The following is a 14,910-nucleotide window of genomic DNA, read 5'->3' as shown; positions in this document are numbered from 1 at the left end:
CGCCTCGAGCGGACACGTTTTCTGATTTTTGTCACGGCAAAACTCCCGCCGGCGCGCGACCATTTAAAAGATGCATTGATTTTGCATCTTACAAGACTGCTCGCGCCGTCACCCCACAAGGAAAAGGAGAAAGCCGTGTTTTGCTATCAATGTGAACAGACCGACCGCACCCAGGCCACACCGGGGTGTGCCTCGGCCAAGGGCAACTGCGGCAAGGACGCCACGACTGCGGATCTGCAGGATCTGCTGATCTACGCAGCCAAGGGCATCGCACAGTATGGCGCGCTCGCGCGCGGCCTCGGCAGCCCCGATCGCGAAGCCGACCGCTTCATGCTCTACGCGCTGTTCACAACGCTCACCAACGTCAATTTCAACGCCAGCCGTTTCGTGGCAATGCTGCGCGAGGCCGCGCAACACCGCGATCGCGTGAAGTCGACCTGCGAGGCGCTCGCGCTCGCGCAAGGCGTCGCTGCTGCGCAGCCGGGCGGCGCCGCGCTCTGGCAACCGGGCGACGATCTCGCCGAACTGCAGGCGCAGGCGGCGCTCGTCGGCATCAGGGCCGGGCTGCCGAAGGTGGGCGAGGATGTCGTGGGCCTGCGCGCCCTCGTGCTCTACGGTCTCAAGGGCGTGTGTGCTTACGCCCATCACGCGCGCGTGCTCGGCTACGAGAGCGAGGAGGTCTACGCGGGCGTGGAGGCGGCGCTCGTGTTTCTCGCGAGCGAACCCACGCAAGCCGGCGATATCCTTGAACATGCGCTCGCGCTCGGCAACCTGAACCTCAAGGTGATGGAACTGCTCGATGCGGCGAACACGGGTCGATTCGGCGTGCCCGAACCCACTGCCGTGCGCGTGACGCCGGCGGCGGGCAAAGCCATCCTGGTCTCGGGCCACGACCTCGGCGATCTGGAGGCGCTGCTCGAAGCGACCCAGGGCACCGGCGTGCAGATCTACACGCACGGCGAGATGCTGCCTGCGCATGCTTACCCGAAGCTCAAGGCCTATCCGCATCTGGCAGGCAACTACGGCGGCGCATGGCAGGACCAGCAATCGGACTTCGCGAACTTCCCCGGCCCGATCCTGATGACCTCGAACTGCCTGATCGAGCCGCTGCCGCAGTACCGCCAGCGCATCTTCACCACCGGGCCGGTAGGCTGGGCCGGCGTGCGCCATCTCGAGCATCACGCATTCGCGCCGGTCGTGCAGGCCGCGCTCGCGCTGCCGGGCTTCCGCGAAACGGCGCTGGAGGAAACCATCACCATCGGCTTTGCGCGCAACACGGTGCTCGGCGTGGCCGACAAGGTGATCGACGCGGTGAAGGCCGGCCAGATCCGCCACTTCTTCCTGATCGGCGGCTGCGACGGCGCCGCGCCGGGCCGCAACTACTACACCGAGTTCGCCCAGGGCGCGCCCGACGACACCGTCGTCATGACGCTCGGCTGCAACAAGTACCGCTTCAACCGCCACGCGTTCGGCGACATCGGCGGCATCCCGCGCCTGCTCGATCTGGGCCAGTGCAACGACAGCTACTCGGCGATCCAGATCGCCATCGCGCTCTCGAAGGCCTTCGACTGCGGCGTGAACGATCTGCCGCTTACCCTCGTGGTGTCGTGGTTCGAGCAGAAGGCCGCTGCGGTGCTGCTCACGCTGCTCGCGCTCGGCCTGCGCAACATCCATCTCGGACCGACGTTGCCCGCCTTCCTCACGCCGAACGTCCTCGACATCCTCGTCAAGCAGTTCGGCATCTCGCCGATCGGCGAGGCGCAAGCGGACCTCGCCGCGGCGCTCGCACGCAAGGCCGCTTGAGCGCGGGTGAAAACGTCATGAGTTATCAAATCGAGCTCACCACGCGCGACGGCCAGGCGTTCGGCTTCGCCTGCGAGCCGGGGCAGGATGTGCTGAGCGCGGCGGCGGCGGCGGATATCACGCTGCCCTCGCAGTGCCGGCGCGGCAGCTGCGGCGCGTGCCACGCCACCGTGACCGAAGGGACGTACACGCTCGGCGATCACAATGCGGATGCGTTGCCGTCTGGCGACCCGCAGGCGGTTCTGCTGTGCCGCACGAGACCTTCGGCCGACTTGCGCGTCGCCGCACCGTACGACGGCACGAAGGTGCTGCTGCAGCCGGTTGCCGCGCGCACGGCGCGCATCGCCGCGCTGGACACGATCGCCGACGACACGCGCCGTCTCGAACTGCTGCTCGACGCCGACGACACGAGCGGCAGCGCCGCCGAATTCGAAGCGGGCCAGTTCGCGGAACTGGAGTTGCCGGAAGGCGGCGTGAAGCGCCCGTTCTCGCTTGCCAACACGAGCAACTGGGAAGGGCGCCTCGAGTTCCTCATCCGGCTGCGGCCGCAAGGCGAGTTTTCGGCGTATCTGCGCGAGCGGGCGCAGCCGGGCGACCTGCTTACCGTTCACGGCCCGCAGGGCGGCTTCGGTTTGATCGCCGACAGCCTGCGCCCGCGCTGGTTCGTCGCGGGCGGCACGGGTCTCGCGCCCGTGCTTTCGATGCTGCGCCGCATGGCCGAATTCGGCGAAATGAACGACGCGCGGCTCTTTTACGGCGTGAATCGCGAGAGCGAGCTGTTCCTGCTCGACGAACTGGACGCGCTTCGGGCGGCGCTGCCGCAACTGCACGTCGAGCTTTGCGTGCGCGAAGCGGGTGATGGCTGGCAAGGCTCGCACAGCACCCCCGTCGACGCGCTCGCCGCCGCGCTTGCAGACGGTGGCGCGGCGCCCGATCTCTACGTTTGCGGTCCGCCCGCGATGGTGAGCGCCGCGCAAGCGGTGGCGGCGCGCGCACGCGTGCCGTCCACGCAGTTCGTGAGCGAGCGCTTCACGGTCTGAGCAGCAATGCAGTGAGTCGTGTTTCTTCGTGTCTGATTGACCTCGCCTTCGGGCGGGGTTTTTTTTCGCGCATCGGGCGGCCAGGCACGGCAACTCTGAGCGATCCATTCAAACGATTGACATTCAGTCATTAACTGTCAAAATGTCCAACATCATGATGCCAACCCGCAAACCCCGTTCCGGCCATTCCACTGACGAAAACGCGCTGCTTCTGCGCGAAGGCGAGAAGATCGTCGCGGCGCTCGGCCAGACGCTCGCGCCGCTCGTCGAGGTGGTGCTGCACGACCTCACGCGGCCCGAGCACTCGGTCGTCGCAATTGCGAACAATTTGTCAGGACGGCAAGTCGGCGACGCCGCCACCGAAATGGGTCTCGCGCGCATCACCGACTCCGGCTTCCCCGAAGTCGTGGCCAACTATCCGAACCGCTTTCCCGACGGGCGTCCGGCCAAGAGCACATCCATCGGCCTCAAGAACAGCGCGGGCGAGTACGTCGCGGCCCTCTGCCTGAACATGGATGTGTCGCTGATCGGCGCGGTGACAGCGGGCCTCGGCCAGCTGATCCAGACCAGCACGGCTGCGCCCGTCGCCGAAACGCTCGCGCCGCGCGGCGTGGGCTGCGTGCGCGAGGCGCTCGAACGCTTCGCCGCCACGCGCAACACCACGCCCATCGGCATGACGCTCGCGCAGCGCCGCGAGGCCGTGCGCGAACTCGCGACAAACGGAATGCTGAACCTGCGTCATGCGCTCGCCGACGTGGCCACCACGCTCGGTGTGGCGCGCTCGACCGTCTACACCTACCTGCCAGCCGAAGACCGACCATGAGCACTCTGCCTATTACCTTCGAAGACGTCGCCGCCGCCCACGAACGCCTGCGTGGCGTCGCGCACCGCACGCCGGTTCTGACTTCCAGCACCGCGAACGAACGCACGGGCGCGCAGCTCTTCTTCAAATGCGAGAACCTGCAGCGCATGGGCGCGTTCAAGTTCCGCGGCGCCTATAACGCGATCGCACAGTTCACGCCGGAGCAGAAGGCGGGCGGCGTGATCACGTTTTCGTCGGGCAACCACGCGCAGGCGATCGCGCTGTCGGCGCGCCTGCTCGGCGTGAAGGCCGTGATCGTCATGCCGCACGACGCGCCCGCCGTAAAGGTGGAGGCCACGCGCGGCTATGGCGGCGAGGTCGTCTTTTACGATCGCTATACCGAAGACCGCGAGGCGCTCGGCAAACGGCTCGCGGCCGAGCGCGGCCTCACGCTCATTCCGCCGTACGACCACGCGCATGTGATGGCCGGGCAGGGCACCGCCGCCAAGGAGTTGTTCGAGGAAACGGGCGAGCTCGACCTGCTGCTCACGCCGCTTGGCGGGGGCGGGCTGCTGTCGGGCTGTGCGACTGCCGCGCATGCGCTCTCGCCCGCGTGCACGGTGATCGGCGTCGAGCCCGAAGCCGGCAACGACGGTCAGCGCAGCCTGCAGACAGGTGAGATCGTCCACATCGACACGCCGAAGACCCTTGCCGACGGCGCGCAAACCCAGCATCTCGGCAACCTGACCTTCGCGGTGATCCGCGAGCGCGTGAGCGAGATCGTCACGGTGAGCGACGCGGAACTCGTCGATACGATGAAGTTCTTCGCGAGCCGCATGAAGCTCGTGGTCGAACCCACCGGCTGCCTCGCGGCGGCGGCGGTGTTGCACGGCAAGGTGGATGTGCGCGGCAAGCGCGTGGGCGTGCTCATCTCCGGGGGCAACGTCGACCTGCTGCGCTTTGCCGAGCTGGTTCAGGCTGCAAGCTAAGGCGCCTGAACTTAAGCGAGCAGTTCCCCGAGCGCCGCGCGCGCGTTCGTCACGTGCGCGGACTCGCCCGGTCGGCCCGGCAGCAAATGAAATTCGGCCGCAGGCAGTGCGGGCAGGCCGAATGAAGCCGGGCAGGGCATCAGTCCTTCGCCGATCGACGACTCGTTCAGACACGAGATCCCCAGCCCCGCCTTGAGCGCGAGCTGCAGCCCGGCCACGCCCGAAGCCGAATGCGAAATCAGATAGGGCATGCGCGCTTCGTCGAGCAGCCTCACGACGCGCCGCTGCAACTGGCAGGTCGCCGGCAGCAGCACGAGCGGCCAGGGCGGCGTGAGCGCGGGCCGCTCGCGCAGCGTTTGCGTCGCGCCCACCCACACCAGTTTTTCGCGCCGTATCGACGTGTTCCTGTGCGTACCGCGGCCTTCCTCCACCAGCCGCAGCGACAAGCCGATGTCGTAGGCATTATCGTCCGCGCTGCTGTCGATCACGGCGCTCGGCAGCACGGTCACATGCAGACGCAGACGCGGATGCTGGACCGCGAAGCGCCGGATGATCTCGGCGACGTCGTGCGGCCGGTAATAGTCCGTGATCGCAATGCGCACTTCGCCGTCGAGCGTGCGGCCGAGCATGTCGTCGAAGGCGGCGTCGCAGAGCGCGACGATGCGGCGCGCGTGGTCGAGCAGCTTCGCGCCCGCGGGCGTGGCGGTCATACCCTGCTTGCTGCGCACGAAAAGCGGCTGGCCGACGCGCTCCTCGAGCTTCTTGAGCTGCTCGCTCACCGACGACTGCGAGAGGAACACCCGCTCCGCACCCGCGGAGACACTGCCCGCTTCCGTCACGGCGATAAATGTGCGCAACTGCGCGAGATCGAAACCGCGTGCGTTCATGGTTCAGCTTGACCCGGTGCGTTTCGTGCCATTTCATCATTCGGAAATTCCGAATATACGAATTGGAATTTCCCGCTTTTCCGATAGATGTTGCGCCTCTACGATGCCCTCAGTCAACCGTTTTCTGGAGATCATCATGGGACGCAGTACGACGCGGGGCGCGGCACACCGCTGGAAAGTGCTCGCGGTGGGCGTGGCGGCCAACGCCAGTTTTGCGGCAGCGCTCGGCGGCATTCCCGCGACGGGCGTGTTGATCCGCTCGGATTACCGCATCGGCACGGGCGAACTGGGTATCGTGCTCGGCATGCTTGGACTTGGCATCGTACTGAGCGAGCTTCCCTGGGGACTCCTGACGGACCGCTGGGGCGACCGGCGCGTGCTGCTCACGGGCCTTTCCACGACAGCGCTCGCACTCGTCGCGATGGCGCTCTGGGGCGCCCCGGCGGGCGCGCACACGCCCAGCGCGACGGTGCTCGCGGTTGGCCTGCTCGCGCTCGGCCTGCTTGGCGGAAGCGTGAACGGCTCGAGCGGGCGCGCGGTGATGGCGTGGTTCGCCGCCCACGAGCGCGGCCTTGCGATGAGCATCCGGCAAACCGCCGTGCCGACTGGCGGCGGACTTGGCGCACTCGTGCTGCCCGCGCTCGCCGAGCATGCGGGATTCGCTGCCGTCTACGGCGCACTCGCCGCGATGTGTGTGGTCTCCACCGTGCTTACGATCGTCTGGTTGCACGAACCCGCGCACGAACCGGACGCCGCGCATGTGCCGCTTGTCGCTCACGAAGCGCTCGCGCAGGCACAACGCGCCGTCTCGCCGCTGCGCAGCGTCACCGTGTGGCGCATGGTGACCGGCATTGGCGTGCTGTGCATTCCCCAGGTGGCCGTGCTCTCGTTCGCGAGCATTTTCCTGCATGACGTCGGCCATGCGGGTACGGCGGCAGTCAGCGCGACGCTTGCGGCCGTGCAGGGCGGCGCGGCGTTCATGCGGGTGTACGGCGGCCGTTGGACAGACCGGCACGGCGACCGGCGTATCTGGCTGCGCGGTTGCGCGGCGCTCACCGTCGCGCTGTTCGTCATGCTTGCCGCGTTGACGGCTTTTGCGTCGCCAGCGCATCGTGCCAGCACACCGTTCGTCACGCTGCTCGCCGCGATGATCGTGCCTGGCGGTATCGCCGCTTCCGCCTGGCACGGCGTTGCCTTCACCGAACTCGCGACGCTCGCGGGCAACGGTCGGGTGGGAACCGCGCTCGCGATGGGCAACACCGGCGCATTCGTTGCGTTCTTCGTCGCGCCTTCCGCGATCCCGCTGCTGTTGTCATGGTTCGGGTGGCCGGCGGTCTGGGCGGCCGCCGCGCTCTGCGCCGCGCTGGCATGGCCCGCATTCGCGGCGCCGCGCGAGCGCAGCGACGCCGGGCGCACTGGCGAGCGTCGACAACGCGCTCGCGCGCGTGCCGCGAGTTGAGCGCACGGAACATAAGCCATATTTAACGTTTCGGAAATCTCCGATTTCGACGGCGGCTTTTCAATGGTCAGATGAACGACCTTGTTGATGTTGCGGGTTGCCGATGCGCTCACGCAGCGCATCGGCAACCCGCAAATCCACCTCGAAGGAGATTCAGTGTGAAGCTACGTGTCGTCCTCGCCGACGATCATCCATTCGTTCTGCTTGGCGTTCGCTCGGCGCTCCTCGCGGCAGACGATATCGAGGTCGTGGGGGAAGCGTGCGGCGCGCGAGAGTTGTTGCAGACGCTCGAAACCGTCCCGTGCGACGTGGTGGTCACCGACCTCAATATGCCGCCGGTCTCCGGCGAAGCCGAGGACGGCCTGCGCCTCGTGCAGCGTTTGCGCCGCGACTGGCCCCATGTGCCCGTGATCGTGCTGACCAGCGTTGCGAACGCTGTCGTTCTGCGCGCGGTGGCGCATGCGGGCGCGGTCGCCATGTTGCGCAAAACCGAGCCGATGGACGATCTCGCAGCCATCGTGCGCGGCGCCGCCCAGGGTCTCGCCTATCTCAGCCCGGCCATCGAGCGCGAACTCGCGGCCGCCGCCGGACCGTCCGACCTGTGCTTGCCGCGCCTGACGCCGCGCGAATCGGAGGTGGTCCGCAAATTCGCGAGCGGCAGTTCGATCACGGAAATTGCGCGTGCCCTCGGCCGCGACGTGCGCACGGTGAGCTGCCAGAAGCGCGATGCCATGGCGAAGCTCGGCGTGAGCAACGACGCGGGACTCTTCGCCTATGTCAAGGCGTACGGACTTCTATGAACCCGCTTCCCTCATCGCTGTCGCATCATGCCCCTGCGGGGGCCGCCTCCCAGCGCGCGATGCGCGACCACGACGACCAGCGCGCCAGCCTCGCGGCGCGCAACATGACGGATACGGCCGACCTCGCGGCACCGGTGCGCGTGATCATCGCCGACGACCATCCGCTCGTCGTGTATGCGCTGGAGAGCATGCTCACCCACTATCCCAACGTGCAGGTCGTCGCGCGTGCGCGCAGCGTGTCCGAGCTGTTCGAAGTCGCGGCCCGGAATGCGTTCGATCTCGTGCTGATGGACCTCTACATGGCGTTGCCCGGCGAGCTGGACGGGCCCGAGGCCATCCGCGCCTTTCGCGCCGGGTTCCCGCAAAAGGCCGTGGTCGTCCTCACCATGGAAAGCGAGGCCGCGGTGCTGCGCAAGACCATCGAGATGGAGGTGGATGCGGTGCTCAGCAAGCGCGACCGCATCGACCTGATCCCGGTTGCGATCATGTCGGCGATGGCGCGCGAGCAATACGTCGGGCCTGTCGTGCGCGACCTGCTCACGGAAGCGGCGCGCGCCGAGCGGCGCGACGAGGTGCACCGCATTCTCACGCGGCGTGAATTCGAGGTGATCACGCACTATGCAACCGGGCTCGGCGTGACGGAAATCGCAGGTCTGCTCGGGCGCAGCGTCAAGACGATCAGCGCGCAAAAGTGCGCGGCGATGAAGAAGCTCGCGCTCAGCAACGATATCGAGCTCTATCGCTTCGCGGTCGAATGCGGCGTGACGCAGGGCGAGCAAACCTGAGCGGTTCAAGCCACGCAAGGTCTCCCATGCACGCCATCCGGGTTGGTCGAGACGACGCGCCTCGCACGGGCAAGCCGCTGCGCGTGATCGTTGCCGACGACCACGCGTGCATCCGGCTCGGCGTGGCCAGCCTGCTGCGCGCAACGGATCGAGCCCTCGTCGTCGGCGAAGCCGGCAATACGCTCGAGCTCGCCACGCAGCTCGATACGACCGACTGCGACGTCGTCATCTCCGATCTGTGCATGCCGGGGCTGGACGGCGAATATGGCTCCCTTACCCTGCTGCGGCGCCTCGCGCAAACACGAGACACGCCTGCGATCGTCGTCCTGAGCATGGTGTCGACGCCGCCCGTTCTGACAGGCCTGATGCATCGCGGCCTGAACGTCATCGTCGACAAGCGCGACGTCGTGCACGATCTCCTGCTCGCCGTCGCCGCCGCTCGCGAGCGCACGCCGTTTCTTTCGGGCCACGTACGCGCCACGCTCGCGCGCGCCGGCGCCGCGTGCGCCCCGTGCTCGGGCGTGCCGAGCGCGCGCGAATGGGAGGTCTTCCAGCTTTACGCGCAGGGTATGTCGGTGCGCCAGATTGCGCAGCGGTTTCAGCGCAGCGGCAAAACGATCAGCGCCCAAAAGCGCAGCACGATGCGCAAGCTGGGCCTCGTCACGGAGCGCGATCTGAGCGACTTCGCCATCCAGGTGGGGCTGACCTGATTCATCCCCTGGTGGCGCGCGTCCCCCGGTTATTCCTGCGTTCGCCGGATTTTCTCTCGCCGTGTCTTGCGCAATGCGCCCAGCGTTTTAAGAGTTCTCCTATCTGATTGCCGGAATCGTCTCTCCATAATCCCAAGCTTGACGCATGGCTCGTCAGATATTGCCGACCCGGGAATGCGACCGAACGACGGCCGGGTCGGACCGGGGTCGGGATGTAGTTCGGATCTGGAGATGAAACAATGAAGCTTGGCAGGCGTTTAGCGGTCGAGGGTGCAGGCACCGCGTGGCTCGTGTTCGCGGGTTGCGCAGCCACGGCGCTCAACGCGAGCCCGCCCTCCCAGGGCTTCAACGTTTTCGAGATGGCCGCGGCATTCGGGCTTGCGCTCACGGTGGCGAACTATGCCGCCGCGCGCGCGGCAAGCGCCCACTTCAATCCCGCCGTCACGATCGGCTACGCGGTCTCCGGGCGCTTCCCGGTGCGCGATACCGGGCCCTACCTCGCGGCACAAACCATCGGGGCCGTTTTCGGCGCGGCCTTGCTCGTCCGCGTGGCGAGCGGGCGCCCGGGTTTCTCCGTCGCGGTGTCCGACCTCGGCAGCAACGGCTATGACGATCATTCGCCGACCGGCTACGCCCTCGCCGCCGTGTTTCTGCTGGAACTGGCGGCGACCTTCGTGTTCGTCCTCTTCCATCTCCTGATGTCGAGCACGGTCGCACGCCGCAAGACTGCGGCGCTCGCCGTGGGCGCCTGCCTTGCCGCCATCTATCTGATCGCCATCCCGGTGAGCAACGGCGGCGCGAATCCGGCGCGCTCGACCGGTCCCGCACTGTTCGTCGGCGAATGGGCGCTCGATCAGCTCTGGCTCTTCTGGGCGGCGCCGTTGCTGGGGGGCGCCGCGGCTGGCGTGGTGTACCGCCTCGTGAGCCGGCGCTCGCGCATTTCCGCCACGTCATCTCGCGACGGCGTCTGAAATCCAGCCTGCCGTGCGCCAATGAAGTCGCTTCACCGCATCTTCCGTCTTCGCGCGCGCCCGGCTGCATCGTGGCGGGCGCGCGGACTCGCGTGCGTGTCCGCCTGCCTCGGCGCGCTCGCTGCGGCATGGCTGCTCGCGTTTTCCGCGGCGGCGGCCAGCGCCGCGACTTCGTGTGAGCGGACAAACGAGGGCGTCGAGCTCTCGCGGCAGGTCGCCCCGACGTTGCCGCGAGAGCTCGTCGTCGGCGTGGTCGAGGGGGGGCGGCCGCCGCTCGAAGTGCTCGACGGCGCCACGCTCACCGGCTTCAGCGCCGACTATCTGCGCCTTCTCGCCGGTGCCGGCGTCATGCTTGAGCCGCGCGTCTTCGCAGACATGCCGGCGTTGCTCGCGGCGGCCTGCGCAGGCGATATCGACATCGTGATGAGCGTTGCGCGCACGCCGTTGCGCGAGCGCTGTCTCGCTTTCACGGTGCCGTATCTGAGCGGCACCACGGCATTTGTCACGCGTGCCGGGAATACCGCGCTCGCGACCCAGCCGGCCCGCCTCGCGCGTGCGACGTTTGCAGTCGAGCGCGGCGACGCCCTCGAATCGGTATTGCGCGAGCGCTTCGCGCAGGCACACTTCGAAACCTTCGCGAGCACGCAGGCGGCGCTGCGTGCCATCGCTCAGGGTCAGGCCGACGTCTACGCAGGCTTTTCGCCCGTGGCGCGCTATCAGCTCACGCTCGAAGCATTCGGCGATCTGCGCGTCGCCTTCGAGGAGCGCGAGCGCGTGCGCGAGTTGCGATACGCCGTGCCGGTCTCCAGGCCGGATCTGCGCGACCGGCTGGACCTCCTGCTTGCCGACGTGCGGCCTGCCGCGGCGGCGGCCGAGCGGGCACGCTGGTTCCAGGGCGACGCGCCGGGACAGGCCTCGCCGGCCGGGTTCAGCCTGAGCGCCGACGAGCGCGCGTGGCTGCGTGCCTTGTCGCCGCTGAAAGTCGGCTACGACAGCGGCTGGCTCCCGTTCAGCTTCACGAGCAAGGCCGGCGAATCGTCGGGCATGGCCGTCGACTATCTCGGCTATCTGGGGCGCACCCTCGGCGTGACCTTCGAGCGCGTGCCTGTTTCTCCGTGGACAAGCGCTGGAGACGCAATGCAGCGCGGCGAGATCGCGCTCGCCGCAACCTCGGTGGGCGATGGCGTGTTCGGCTCAGGCGTCGTCTACACGGAAGCGTTCGAGCACTATCCGCTCGTCATGGTGGGGCGCCGCGACGAACCGATGGCGCGCTCGCTGGCCGACTTTGCGGGCCGCCGCATCGTGCTGGCGCCGCACACGCCGGCCATGCAGGAGCTGCGGGGTACGCAGGTCCTGCGCACTGCAAGCCTCGACGCGGGACTCGCCATGGTCGTGCGCCACGAGGCCGATGTGCTGGTGGGCAACGCGGCCGCGCTAGACGCGCCGCTCAGCGGCACCTATCTCGACTCGCTGAAGGTGCTGGGAGCGGTGGGCGTCGACGATTCGACTGCATTTGCCGTGCGCTGCGACCTCGCCCCGCTCGCGCGGCTCATCAATCGCGCGCTCGACGCGATGCCGCCCGTCGAACAGCAGCGCATCCGCAATCGCTGGACCGCAGCCGTCTCCACCCAGGCTGGCGGCTGGAGCGTGAACGCGCTGCGGCTCCTGCCGCTCCTGATCGTGTTCGGCGTGCTGCTGCTCGTCACGCTGCGCGCCTACGTGTTGCTCCAGCGCGAAATGCACCGGCGGCGGCGCGCGGAGCAGGTGCTCGCGCGCCAGGTGGAACTGCAGGACACGATGATGGAGATGATCCCGTATCCGCTCGGTGCGCGGGATCTCGAAAACCGCTACCTCGCGGTCAATCGCGCCTACGAAGAATCGACGGGCCTCGCGCGCGCCCGGGTGCTCGGGCGCACGGGTTCGGCCGTGATGGCGTGGGGGCCCGAAAACAGCCGCCGCATGGACGATCTCTACCGGCTCACGATCGTCGAGGGGGAGAGCCAGCGTGTCGAGTTGACGTTGGAGAGTGCGCCCGGGGAGCCGCGTCATGGCATTTTCTGGACGCGCCTGTGCCGCGACCTCCACGGCGCGCCGTTCTGCGTGCTCGGCACGATGATCGACGTCACCGACATTCGCCGCGCCGAGTTGCGCGAACGCGAATCGGAGCGGCTTCTCTCGGAGGTGACGGGGTCGCTGCCCGCGATCGTGTTCCAGTTGCGCCGCTCGCCCGATGGCCGCTACTCGTTTCCGTACATTGGCGGCGACACGCAGCGGCTCCTCGGCGACACCGTGGAAGAGCTTCGCCGCGCGCAATCGGTCGATCTCTCGCGGGTGGGGCGACATGACCGCGCGCGCCTTGCCTCGCGGCTCGAACGCTCGGCACGCCGGTTCATACCCGTGCACGCCGAGTTCCGCTTTCAGGGCGCGGCCGGGTTCGTGTGGGTGCGCGCGGAGTTCGCGCCGCGCCGCGCCGAGGACGGCGCGATCGTCTGGAGCGGCTATGCGCTTGATGCGAGCGTCGAGCACGCGCGCGCAGACGAACTCGAGCACGCACGCGATATCGCCGAGGCGGCCTCTCGCGCGAAGGACGATTTCCTCGCCATGATGAGCCACGAGATCCGCACGCCGATGAACGGTGTGCTGGGTCTCGTCGAGGTGCTCGAGCGCACGCCGCTGAACCCGGACCAGGCGCAAATGGTCGACATGGTGCACGAATCGGCGGGGGCGCTGCTGCAGATCCTCGACGATCTGCTCGACTACTCGAAGATCCAGGCCGGCCATCTCGTCATCGACTCGCAGCCGTTCGACGTGCGCGAACTCGTCGACAACGCCGTCGGGCTGCTGGCCGCGCGTGCGCACGAGAAGGGGCTGAAGGTGCGCGTGGATGTGGAGCCGGAGGTCGCGGCGCAGTTGCGCGGCGACAGCGTGCGGCTACGGCAGATCCTTTTCAATCTGCTCAGCAATGCGATCAAGTTCACGCCGGCGGGCGAAGTGAGCGTGCACGTTCGCGCTCGCGATGTCGGCGCGCGCGGCGGCGCGCGTGCCTGCCAGCGGCTGTCGATCGCGGTGGCCGACACGGGGATCGGCATTGCGCTCGAAGCGCAGGCGCAGCTCTTCGAGCCGTTCGTGCAGGCCGAGACCTCGACCACGCGACGCTTCGGCGGCACGGGGCTCGGCCTCACGATCTGCCGCAAGCTCGCCGCGCTGATGGGCGGCACGCTCGAACTGGAGAGCGAAGTCGATCGCGGCACCTGCCTGACGCTGCATATCGAACTGCCCGTGGAGGTGCGTAGCGGCGCGGCCGCCGGGCTGCGCGGCAAGCGCGCGCTCGTCGCGTGCGAGGAGGCGAGCATCGCCGCCGCATTGATGCATTTTGGCTCGGCGCTCGGCATGGCAATGCGCCGCGTCGCACCAGCCGACCTCGCCCGCGCCGCGAGCGCGGACAAGGCCGATCTGGTGTTCGTGTCGGAAGCGCTGGCCGGGCGGTTGGGCAAACCCGGTGCGCCTATGCTTTGCCTGACGGACAACCCGAAGCCAAGCGGTTATCGCGTCGCCGAGAGCGGCGTGCGCGTGAGCGTCAACCCGTTGTCCTGGCGGGGCTTGAGCGCCGTTTGTGCGATGGCGCTGGCGGGGCTGCCACTCAAGCCCGCCAGCCCGTCGCGTCCCGCCGCCGATGTCGAGACGACGCTCCCGGCGCCCGATCGCGAGCAGGAACGCGCTGCCGGCCGCCTCATCCTCGTGGCGGAGGACCATCCGGTGAATCAGGAGCTGATCCGTCATCAACTGGCGCTGATCGGGTTCGCGTGCGACGTCGTCGACGACGGTGCGAAGGCGCTCGAAGCGCTGGCCGAATGCGAATACGGCTGCCTGATCACCGACTGTCATATGCCGAATGTATCGGGCTACGATCTCGCGCGGCGCGTACGCGAAATGGAGCACAAGGCGCACCGCGTGCGGCGCTTGCCGATACTCGGCATCACGGCCAATACGGCGCCCGAGAACATGAGTCAGTGCAGCGAAGCGGGCATGGACGATTGCCTCGTCAAGCCCACGCGCGTGGCCACGCTGCGCGAGTATCTCGCGCGCTGGTTCGGCGTGGAGGGCATGCAGCGCACCCTGCAGGACGAGGCCACGCGCGAGGCGGGCGCGAACGGACAAGGGGCGGGGCAAGCCGCGTCGCGGGCGGCGGAGCCGGCTTCGCCGGGGCCCGGCAGTTGCGGCGGAAAGCTCGCGGAAAAGCCGGCAAGCGCACGGACGTTCGAGGCGCTGGATCTCACGCATATGATCCAGGTTTGGGGCGGCGAGGCGACCGTGAAGACCTTGCTCGGCTCGTTCGTTTCGGCGATGCGCGACGACCTCGACGCCTTGCCGCCGCTCCTCGAACAAGCCGATGTCGCGCGCCTGCGCGAATGGCATCACCGGCTCGCCGGTGCGGTGGGCGTGCTGCAGTATCCTGCGCTGCTCGCCGAACTCGAGACGTTCCGCAGTCACATGAACAGTCACACTGCCGGGCAACTGCGCGAGGAGGGCTACGCGCTCATCCGCACTTGCCAGGCGATGCTGGTCGGAATCGAGCAGCAGGCCGCGCTGCTCGCGTGAATGATGTACATCAGGAAATCGATGCGCGCAGGACAATAGCGGGCAAAAAGCAGGCGAAAAAAAAC

11 protein-coding genes are annotated in these 14,910 nt (G+C 67.9%); 10 read left to right on the top strand and 1 reads right to left on the bottom strand.

Annotation, left to right across the window (positions count from 1 at the left end; all coding sequences use genetic code 11):
- Positions 1–135: 135 nt before the first annotated feature.
- From hcp to AB4Y42_RS25470, 4 genes are all read left to right on the top strand, one after another.
- On the top strand, positions 136–1,803 hold the full coding sequence (gene hcp, locus AB4Y42_RS25485) for a hydroxylamine reductase (protein WP_368695713.1): 1,668 nt from the start codon (positions 136–138) through the stop codon (positions 1,801–1,803).
- A 17-nt stretch (positions 1,804–1,820) separates the two neighbouring features.
- A complete protein-coding gene (locus AB4Y42_RS25480; RefSeq protein ID WP_368695712.1) occupies positions 1,821–2,843 on the top strand; it encodes a 2Fe-2S iron-sulfur cluster-binding protein in 1,023 nt (340 codons plus the stop codon).
- A 154-nt stretch (positions 2,844–2,997) separates the two neighbouring features.
- Positions 2,998–3,666, top strand: coding sequence for a transcriptional regulator (locus AB4Y42_RS25475; RefSeq protein ID WP_368695711.1), 669 nt, complete (start codon positions 2,998–3,000; stop codon positions 3,664–3,666).
- Positions 3,663–4,634, top strand: a complete 972-nt coding sequence (locus tag AB4Y42_RS25470; RefSeq protein WP_368692504.1) for a threo-3-hydroxy-L-aspartate ammonia-lyase — start codon at positions 3,663–3,665, stop codon at positions 4,632–4,634. The genes AB4Y42_RS25475 and AB4Y42_RS25470 overlap by 4 nt, the downstream gene beginning before the upstream one ends.
- 11 nt (positions 4,635–4,645) lie before the next feature.
- Here the strand turns inward: AB4Y42_RS25470 and AB4Y42_RS25465 are convergent, their stop codons facing one another.
- Positions 4,646–5,521, bottom strand: coding sequence for a LysR family transcriptional regulator (locus tag AB4Y42_RS25465; RefSeq protein ID WP_368692505.1), 876 nt, complete (start codon positions 5,519–5,521; stop codon positions 4,646–4,648).
- 136 nt (positions 5,522–5,657) lie between these two features.
- On the opposite strand from AB4Y42_RS25465, the gene AB4Y42_RS25460 reads away from it, so the two are divergent.
- The 6 genes from AB4Y42_RS25460 to AB4Y42_RS25435 all read left to right on the top strand — a co-directional run bounded on the left by AB4Y42_RS25460 (position 5,658) and on the right by AB4Y42_RS25435 (position 14,845).
- Entirely contained in the window at positions 5,658–6,980 is a 1,323-nt protein-coding gene (locus AB4Y42_RS25460; RefSeq protein WP_368695710.1) for an MFS transporter, read from the top strand.
- A gap of 158 nt (positions 6,981–7,138) precedes the next feature.
- The gene (locus AB4Y42_RS25455; protein ID WP_368695709.1) at positions 7,139–7,780 is read left to right on the top strand and encodes a response regulator; all 642 of its coding nucleotides are present in this window, start codon (positions 7,139–7,141) and stop codon (positions 7,778–7,780) included.
- Positions 7,781–7,884: 104 nt separating this feature from the next.
- Positions 7,885–8,565 (top strand): response regulator, encoded by a 681-nt coding sequence (locus AB4Y42_RS25450; protein WP_368692588.1) that lies wholly within the window; start codon positions 7,885–7,887, stop codon positions 8,563–8,565.
- A gap of 26 nt (positions 8,566–8,591) precedes the next feature.
- On the top strand, positions 8,592–9,275 hold the full coding sequence (locus tag AB4Y42_RS25445) for a response regulator (protein ID WP_368692556.1): 684 nt from the start codon (positions 8,592–8,594) through the stop codon (positions 9,273–9,275).
- A gap of 239 nt (positions 9,276–9,514) precedes the next feature.
- Complete coding sequence (locus AB4Y42_RS25440) at positions 9,515–10,246, top strand: aquaporin (RefSeq protein WP_368695708.1); 732 nt, start codon at positions 9,515–9,517, stop codon at positions 10,244–10,246.
- A gap of 21 nt (positions 10,247–10,267) precedes the next feature.
- Positions 10,268–14,845, top strand: a complete 4,578-nt coding sequence (locus AB4Y42_RS25435) for a transporter substrate-binding domain-containing protein (protein WP_368695707.1) — start codon at positions 10,268–10,270, stop codon at positions 14,843–14,845.
- Positions 14,846–14,910 lie beyond the last annotated feature (65 nt).

The sequence above is a fragment of the Paraburkholderia sp. EG286B genome (assembly GCF_040965655.1).
In the GTDB taxonomy this organism is placed as follows: domain Bacteria; phylum Pseudomonadota; class Gammaproteobacteria; order Burkholderiales; family Burkholderiaceae; genus Paraburkholderia.
Note: the sequence above shows the minus strand (reverse complement) of the source record. Positions and strands in the feature narration are given on the sequence as shown.

Coding starts and splice junctions, on each gene's coding strand:
- AB4Y42_RS25440 (WP_368695708.1), top strand. CDS start 9,515: ATGAAGCTTGGCAGGCGTTTAGCGGTCGAGGGTGCAGGCACCGCGTGG.
- AB4Y42_RS25435 (WP_368695707.1), top strand. CDS start 10,268: ATGAAGTCGCTTCACCGCATCTTCCGTCTTCGCGCGCGCCCGGCTGCA.
- AB4Y42_RS25460 (WP_368695710.1), top strand. CDS start 5,658: ATGGGACGCAGTACGACGCGGGGCGCGGCACACCGCTGGAAAGTGCTC.
- AB4Y42_RS25475 (WP_368695711.1), top strand. CDS start 2,998: ATGATGCCAACCCGCAAACCCCGTTCCGGCCATTCCACTGACGAAAAC.
- AB4Y42_RS25480 (WP_368695712.1), top strand. CDS start 1,821: ATGAGTTATCAAATCGAGCTCACCACGCGCGACGGCCAGGCGTTCGGC.
- AB4Y42_RS25450 (WP_368692588.1), top strand. CDS start 7,885: ATGACGGATACGGCCGACCTCGCGGCACCGGTGCGCGTGATCATCGCC.
- AB4Y42_RS25445 (WP_368692556.1), top strand. CDS start 8,592: ATGCACGCCATCCGGGTTGGTCGAGACGACGCGCCTCGCACGGGCAAG.
- AB4Y42_RS25470 (WP_368692504.1), top strand. CDS start 3,663: ATGAGCACTCTGCCTATTACCTTCGAAGACGTCGCCGCCGCCCACGAA.
- AB4Y42_RS25465 (WP_368692505.1), bottom strand. CDS start 5,521: ATGAACGCACGCGGTTTCGATCTCGCGCAGTTGCGCACATTTATCGCC.